Source organism: Bacillus fungorum, assembly GCF_002746455.1.
Classification (GTDB): domain Bacteria; phylum Bacillota; class Bacilli; order Bacillales; family Bacillaceae_G; genus Bacillus_A; species Bacillus_A fungorum.
The window spans coordinates 1-8,078 of record NZ_NWUW01000065.1; the positions used below are offsets into that span (position 1 = coordinate 1).

Annotated in this window: 4 protein-coding genes and 1 pseudogene; 3 read left to right on the plus strand and 2 right to left on the minus strand. The window is 29.4% G+C overall.

Annotated features, from left to right (window positions below; genetic code table 11):
- A partial coding sequence (locus tag CO726_RS29915; protein ID WP_099686716.1) for a nuclease-related domain-containing protein occupies positions 1-571 on the plus strand: 571 nt, incomplete at its 5' end.
- 217 nt (positions 572-788) lie between these two features.
- Here the strand turns inward: CO726_RS29915 and CO726_RS29920 are convergent.
- Both CO726_RS29920 and CO726_RS33295 read right to left on the minus strand, forming a co-directional pair.
- Positions 789-1,315: pseudogene (locus CO726_RS29920) on the minus strand (IS6 family transposase); the annotation flags it as partial.
- 288 nt (positions 1,316-1,603) lie between these two features.
- Positions 1,604-1,777 carry a tyrosine-type recombinase/integrase gene (locus CO726_RS33295; protein WP_099686718.1) on the minus strand — a complete coding sequence of 58 codons (174 nt, stop codon included), beginning with the start codon at positions 1,775-1,777 and terminating at the stop codon, positions 1,604-1,606.
- 1,052 nt (positions 1,778-2,829) lie between these two features.
- Between CO726_RS33295 and CO726_RS33300 the strand changes: the two genes are divergently transcribed.
- Positions 2,830-3,123, plus strand: a complete 294-nt coding sequence (locus CO726_RS33300) for an ABC transporter transmembrane domain-containing protein (RefSeq protein WP_136699908.1) — start codon at positions 2,830-2,832, stop codon at positions 3,121-3,123.
- A 296-nt stretch (positions 3,124-3,419) separates the two neighbouring features.
- Positions 3,420-7,877, plus strand: a complete 4,458-nt coding sequence (locus CO726_RS29930) for a non-ribosomal peptide synthetase (protein WP_099686717.1) — start codon at positions 3,420-3,422, stop codon at positions 7,875-7,877.
- The last annotated feature ends 201 nt before the right edge of the window (positions 7,878-8,078 follow it).

The window sequence follows — 8,078 nt, forward strand, 5'->3', positions numbered from 1 at the left end:
ACATGTACCAAAATGGAAAGGAAAAGCGGGAGAGAAACTGGTAAAACGTATACTAAGTAAATTAGATCCAAAAAGTTACTTTGTGTTACATAATGTGACGGTTTATACGGAGTTCGGTGATACAACGCAAATTGACCATATTGTTATCGCTGAAACAGGTGTATTTGTTATAGAGACGAAAAACTACGAGGGATGGATCTATGGAAATGAAAAATCTGCAAGGTGGACACAAGGTATTTTTAGAAAGAAATCCTCTTTTCAAAATCCATTTCGACAAAATTATAAACATATAAAAGCAATCGAATGGGTAATGGAACAACAGCTGCCGTGTATCTCTATTGCAGCATTTCATCCCAAATGTAGTCTGAAAAGGGTAAATGTTCATTCCAAAGATAAACACGTCCTATATTATAACGATTTAAAAAGTTGTATTGAATCTTATACTGAGGTGCAGCTAACAAATGATGAGGTCCAGCATATCTACCAAACAATATTGCGAGCGAACATTATCGATAAGGATATTAATAAGGAACATATGAAATATTTACACAATAAGTTCGCTAAACAATAAGAAAATGGAGAAAGAGATATGTTATATATAGTAGGGTTTGTCGTAATATCTGTAATAGCTATCCGTCTTAACATGAACTATTATAAACTAAAAGGACATCCAGAAGATATTATAATGAAGAAAAATGATTAGAGGTGTTCTTATATAATGTTTTATTGAAGAAACCATCTTGCATTAACATTTATGTCAAAAGTTTAGATAAATATCTACTGGAAAAACGTCTTTTTACATGCCTATGATCCTGTTCAATAAGATTGTTTAAATGTTTGATTGTACAATGGATGTAGTTGGATAAAACCCTTGTTTTCTTAATTTGTTAAATGCGCAAAGTAATGCCAGCGCTTTGTCTGTAGTGAGAACCGTAGGTTCTCCAAAATGTTTTACTAATCTTTTCATGAAAGCATAGGCAGCCTGACGATTCCGTTTTTTACAAAGTTGAATATCCAATGTTTGTTCATCTTTATTAATTGCACGATAAAAATAACACCATTCTCCCTTAACTTTAATATAAGTCTCATCCAAATTCCAAGATAAGAGAGCGGATTTATTTTTTACTTTCCAAATTTGATAGATGAGATTGCTATATTCATGAACCCATCGCATGATGGTTGTTGGGTAAACTGAAATACCACGTTCTTTCAGGATTTTGGATACATCGCGATAACTTAAAGAAAAACGACAGTAGTAGCCGACCGCTACTAAAATAATATCTTTTTTGAATTGTTTTCCTTTAAAATATCTCATGTCTAATTCACCTAGATCCTGTATTCTAGAGTGTAGCTTTATGTAGAAAAATTTGCAACAGAATCATACAAATACTTAATATCTCTGTCCAAAATAATAACTCAAATAGATTTGATAAGGATGAAAAGAAAACAATTAAGCATCTTTCAAAGAGAATGAGCGTAAGAAATTAGCCAACCTGCGGTTATTTTCCAAAATTTTGATAAAATTGTTGCGACAGGGAATGAAAAAGCGTATTGTAATTAGTAAAAGAAATTCATACCAAATCATATAATCTCCAAATATCTTTTAGATAAATGTGTATATTCTTGTTGTATTAATATCTGAGTAGCCCATAATTTGTTGTGATTTTTTTAAGTCCTTATGCTCAGCTAAATGTCTAGTACCAAAACTACACTTTAGATTATGTGCTGTTAGAGGCTTTCCATAAGCTATTAAATGTTTTTCAATTAAGTTTTGTATCGCTCAAACTTTTATTAGCTAGCCTTCTTGCTGTTGTTTTGTAAGAAATAATGCATTTTGTATATCGGGTGCTGTTATCCATGTTTCATGAATGAGAGGTATGATTATCGAATCACGTTCTATGTTTAGAAGATGTTGTGTTTTTAAATAATTCGTTAAATCTGTTTCTGAGTATCCCTAGTAAATAAATTCTCTAAATTTATTAAACTCTTCAGCTCTTAATATATAGGATTTAATCTTTTGACAGGTATCAAAAGTTCTAGACGTTGTTGCTTATAAGGAATATTAAGGCTCACCTTTACAATTTTTAGCGATCTCTGAAAGCTAAGGGTAGAGAGCAATGATGGCAGACATTTTTCTGGTTAACGTTTTTGGGGTTAATTGTTTGCCACTTAGTCTACGCTCCACTTTATACTCTTTGGAATTTAAGTAGTAATTTTTATTTGAGTGGGATTTATATTTTGAAATAGAGTAAGAATAACATCTTTTATGTGATTAATTAGGCTATTTTCATAAGTTAGTATCCATTCAAGAAAATGTTCAAAATCGATTGCGTACCCAATTAACGATGATGCAGATAAACTATGCATTTTTCTTTAAAATAATCCTGAATATAGGACGGAAACTTTTCCATATATTTAAAAAGAAGCTGCCGCTTTTTCACTAGTGTCTCCATATTTTGCTTCAGTTCCATCGCTTAATTCCTTTCTTCTTTAAATAATATATCTTATTACTAACTTACCAATACAGGAACAGACTTCTTGGTATTATTCATTAATAAAGTTAAAATTTAATAGTATTGACATTTTTTAGTATTTATATATAATATATTTTATATATAAATTAGAAAATTAGTTATAGATTGAAATTAAGAAGTATTGAGTGATTCATTTTAAAAAGATAAGTTAATAATTACTTAAAAGATGGGTAAACATATGCTTAAAATTCTTTCATCATTAATTCCGTTTAAAAATTCCATTAATAAACTTTTTAAAGTTTATTAATGGGTATTATCCTACTATAAACCTTACAGCTGGTTTCTCTTTTTATTTATCTTAAGTGGTTTAATCATAACTGCTGTACAAGTATTTATCCCTAAAAGTATTCAAATTTTTATTGATTATATTTTCCCAGCAGAGGGTTATAGAAAATTCTGGATATTAATTACGATTATAGGTATTGCTAATTTTATAATGATTGTAATAATGTTAACACAAAACCTTATTGGACGGTCATTACAAGAAAAAACGACTATGGATATTCAATATAATGTCTATAAGCAACTTAGAGTGTTAGGTGTTTCATACTTTGAGAGGATGCCAATCGGAAAAAGTTTCTTTTTTTAATACAGAAGTGGTTTCTTTACAAATTTTTACAAGGATATTTTTCCTAGACTTATCAAGCTCTCATTTTTTTATTTGCATCAATTATTTTTATGCTTTTTATAAGCTTAACGTTAATTATGATCCCTTCTCTAAAATTGAATATTTAATCCAGAATGTTATCAATCAAATAGGACATGAAAAAACAACTGAATTAATTGGTTCTTCAATAGAATTATTTTACTCATCCAATACATACAATTTAGTTTAATTAAAAATCTCACTACTTCAATAACAATGAATTAAAAGGGGTCATATTTATGGGGAAAATACCTTTAACTTCTGCCCAGCGTGGAATTTGGTATGCGCAAAAACTTCAGAAAAATAGCAATGTTTTTAATACGGCAGAATATGTAGAAATTAATGGGGAAGTTAATGTGAATCTTTTGAAAGATTCAATTAAGCAAACTATTCTTGAGTGTGAAGCACTAAATGCAAATCTTTTTGAAAGAGATGATGAATTATACCAAAATATTAATGAAAAGAAAGAAATAATAATAGATTATCACGATTTATCGAGTAATAATGATGCACACAATTTAGCAATTAATTGGATGAAAGAAGACATGGAACTAGAAATGAATCTTTCAAATGATCAATTATATCGAGAGATGATTTTCCGTATTGATAATAATAAATATTATTGGTATCAGAAAGTTCATCATGCAATTATAGATGGTTATGGTGTTTCTCTAATTTTAAAAAAGGTTTCTGATATTTATACTTCAAAATTGACTAACGTTTGTATAGATAATATTAGTTTTGGGTCAATAAGTTCTATTATTGAAGAAGAAAATAACTATTATAATTCAGATAAGTATTTACAGGACAGTAAATACTGGATAAATAAAATGAAGTATCATCCGGAGGTAGTTAGTTTTAATAATCATCAACAAATGAATCAAGATACTTGTATACCTAAAGGTCAATTCATTCGAGAAACTAGATATTTATCAGCTTGTACAATTAAAAAACTTGAAGATTTAGCTCACTCTCTAAAAATTAATTGGTCTGAAATTTTATTATCTGCGACTGCAATATATTTAAGTTTAACTACTGGACAAAATAAAATAATACTTGGACTACCAATGATGTGTAGGCTCGGTTCAGTATCACTTACAATTCCTTCAAATGTGATGAATGTTCTACCTCTAAATGTTCATGTTGAAAGTAACAATAGCATTAATAATTTAATTATGCAGGTTTCAAAGGAAATATTAGAAATTAAAAAACATGAAAAATATCGAAGTGAATTAATTAGACGAGAGCTCGGTTACGTTGGTACTAATGATAAATTATTTGGGCCTGTAGTAAACTTTAAAGCTTTTGATTACAGTTTAAATTTCGGGGGTGTAAAAGGTATAGTCCATAATCTTTCAGCAGGTCCAGTAGAAGACATTTCAATTAATATTTACATTGATGTAGAAACATCTACTATAAAAGTTGAAATGGATGCAAATCCAAGAGAATACTCTGAAATCGATATTTCTTTACATAGTGAAAGATTAATAAATTTAATTGATACTTTACTGGATACTGAGATTGATTCTGACGTTGGTTCTATAGATGTTTTGTTAGAAAAGGAACGTCTAGATATTTTAAATAAATTCAATAGATCAGAAAGTCATATATTAAAATTTCAAACGATACACGGTATGTTCGAGTATCAAGTTGAAAAAAAACCAAATAATATAGCTATTCAATCTGGAGATACGAAAATTACATATAAAGAATTGAATATTAAAGCAAATCAAATTGGAAAAGAACTTCAAAAAAGGGGTGTACATCCTGGTGATATTGTAGGATTAGGTTTTGAACGTTCAGTTGAAATGATAGCTTCCATACTTGGGGTATTAAAGGTTGGTGCAATTTATTTACCAATTGACCCCAAATATCCCGCTGACAGAATTTCACTTATATTAAATGATTCTGGTGCATCATTTTTGTTAACAGACCATTCAATTAAAGATAAAATTCCATTTCAAGGAGTTAAAATTTCCTTAAATAATATATATCTTGGTGAAGTAAATAATTTAAATAGTGAAGTAAAAACTACAGATATAGCTTATATTATATATACTTCAGGAACAACCGGAAAACCAAATGGTGTAATGATTGAACATAAATCGGTTATAAATTTTCTGCAAACCCTTGAGGAAAGAAGTCCACTTAAGGATACAGACTCACTTTTGTTAAAAACCACTATATCTTTTGACGCATCTGTTTGGGAATTATTTTGGTGGATGTGGAAAGGGGCACGCCTTAGCTTATTAGAAAATCATGCTGAAATGGACCCCTTACTTATTATAGAAGCTATTAATAAATATAAAATTACACACCTTGAGTTCTCACCGTCTATGCTTCAAGTTTTTTTAAATTATGTAAATGAATTTAAAATGCAAGACAAATTAGCGACCGTTAAGTATGTTTCTGTAGGCGGGGAAGTTTTGTCTGCTAATTTAGCAAGATGCTTTTACGATACACTTACATTAAAAAATAATACTAGGTTATATAATACCTATGGACCTACAGAGACCACCGTTGAAGTATCAAGTTACCTGACTCAAGGAAATGAAATGTCGTCAATTCCCATTGGGAGACCAAATCTCAATACAAAGCTTTATATTTTTAGTGATTCATTTAAATTGCAGCCTATTGGTGTTACAGGTAATTTGTATATTGCTGGAAAAGGACTTGCAAGGGGTTACTTAAATAGAGCTGATTTAACTAAAGAAAAATTCGTTGAGAATCCTATTGTTCCAGGTGAAAGGATCTACTATACGGGTGATTTAGCAAGGTGGCTAGTAGATGGTAATGTAGAATATATGGGTAGGGTAGATAACCAAGTAAAGATAAGAGGGTTTAGAATTGAGGTAGAAGAGATAGAAAACGCTCTTTATAAAACAGGGTTAATTCAACAAGCAGTAATAATCCCTATTAAAGTTGAAAAAGAAAGTCTAGAATTAATTACTTATTATGTAACTAATAACTCTGTAACAACTGAAAAAATAAAAGAAAAATTAAGTGAAGTGCTTCCGCATTACATGATACCTAGTTATTTTATGGAATTAAAAGATATACCTTTAACTATTAATGGGAAAATTGATTACAAATCTTTGCCTAAGTATATTCATAAAAGTAAAAAGGGTTCCGAAGAAAGGTCTTTAACTCAATTAGAAAATGAATTAGCAATCGTATGGAGTGACGTACTAGGGACTAACAAACCTTCACTGTTAGATAATTTTTTTGATTTTGGAGGACATTCACTTAAAGCAGCAAACTTAGTTACAAAGATTCACGAGACATTTCAAGTTAAATTATCAATAAAAGATGTCTTTGACAACCCTTTATTTAAACAGCTAGCAAAACAAATAGAAGGAAAAAGAAAAGAAGAACATTTAATTATACCTCAAATAAGTAACAAGAATAGTTATGTAAGCTCTCCTCTACAAAAGAGGATGTTTGAAATGAACAAAATCTCACCATCAAAAATTGCATACAATATGCCTTCTGTTACAGAGTTCAAAGGAACTTTAAATGTGAAGCGTTTAGAAAATGCAATTTCACATTTAATAGAAAGGCATGAGACTTTAAGAACATACTTTTTAGAAATAAACTCTGAATTAAGACAAAAGATAGCTTCATTTTACTCTTTTAAACTCAATGTCATTGAAATGAATCATCATAAAGAAATAGCTAATTATATTAATAACTTTGTTCAACCTTTTAATCTTAATAGGTTACCACTTTTTAAATGCGACTTATTAAAAGTGGGGGAAGACAGCTATTTGTTTTTACTAGATATGCACCATATTATATCAGATGGAATTTCATTAAATATTTTTATGAATGATTTGATAAAATATTACAATGGAGAGAGTCTGTCACCCTTGCGTGTTCAATATAAAGATTATGCAAACTGGCAACTGTCTCGTATTAAAAGTATAGAAAAGCAAGGGGATTATTGGAAAAATTTATTCAAGGACCAATTCTCAATGCTTAAGCTGCCTACTGATTACGAAACGAAACAAGAATTAGACTTTAAGGGTAATAATATTGAGTTCGTTATTAATAAATTACAAAAAGAGAAATTGTATTTAATTGCTAAAGAAAAAAATACTACTCTATATACAGTTATGCTAACTATTTATACTATTATGCTATCTACTTATAGTAAAAATAATGACATTATTATTGGAAGTATGAGCGGGGGACGCACGCATTTAGATTTAGAATCAACCATGGGTTTATTTGTAAATACGGTTGCTATTAGGAACCAGCCGCTCGATAATAAATTATTTTATGATTTCTTAGAAGAAGTAAAAGAAAACTCTTTAAAAGCTATTGAAAATCAGGAATATACCTCTGATGAAGTACTTAATAATTATCGAGAAAGTGTTAATCTTAATAACCAGGTTTTTGAAGCGATGTTTCTGTTTCAAAAAGTTATTAAATTTAATGAATTCAAAGGGGATTTAGAAATTAAGTCTTTTAAAATGATCGAACAACCTGTATCAGATTTTAAATTGATATTAGAAATTATAGATAATGATAGTGAACTTAAATGCATATTAACGTACTCAACTACTTTATATAAATATAGTACCATTAAAGGACTAGGAGATAATATGTTAAATATAATTGAGCATATTATCAATAACTCAGGAGATACAATTTTAAAAATAAAAGAAAAATCGGTTATTAATGTAGGTGAATGAGTAGAATCAGATTAATCATGGAGGGGAAAAACCTCAGCGGAAGAAGTTGAGAATCCTTACATAGCACAAAAGGATGGATAGGCTACACTGAACTAGACAAAAAAATTAAGGTCAAGTAGACTACAACTAATCTATTTGAGGAGAATCTACTATGACGAAAAATAAAAGAGAAAGAAGAACCTTTACAGCGGAATTTAAGCA

Excerpts from the sequence above, each read along its gene's own strand:
- CO726_RS29930 (WP_099686717.1), top strand. The coding sequence starts at position 3,420 with ATGGGGAAAATACCTTTAACTTCTGCCCAGCGTGGAATTTGGTATGCG.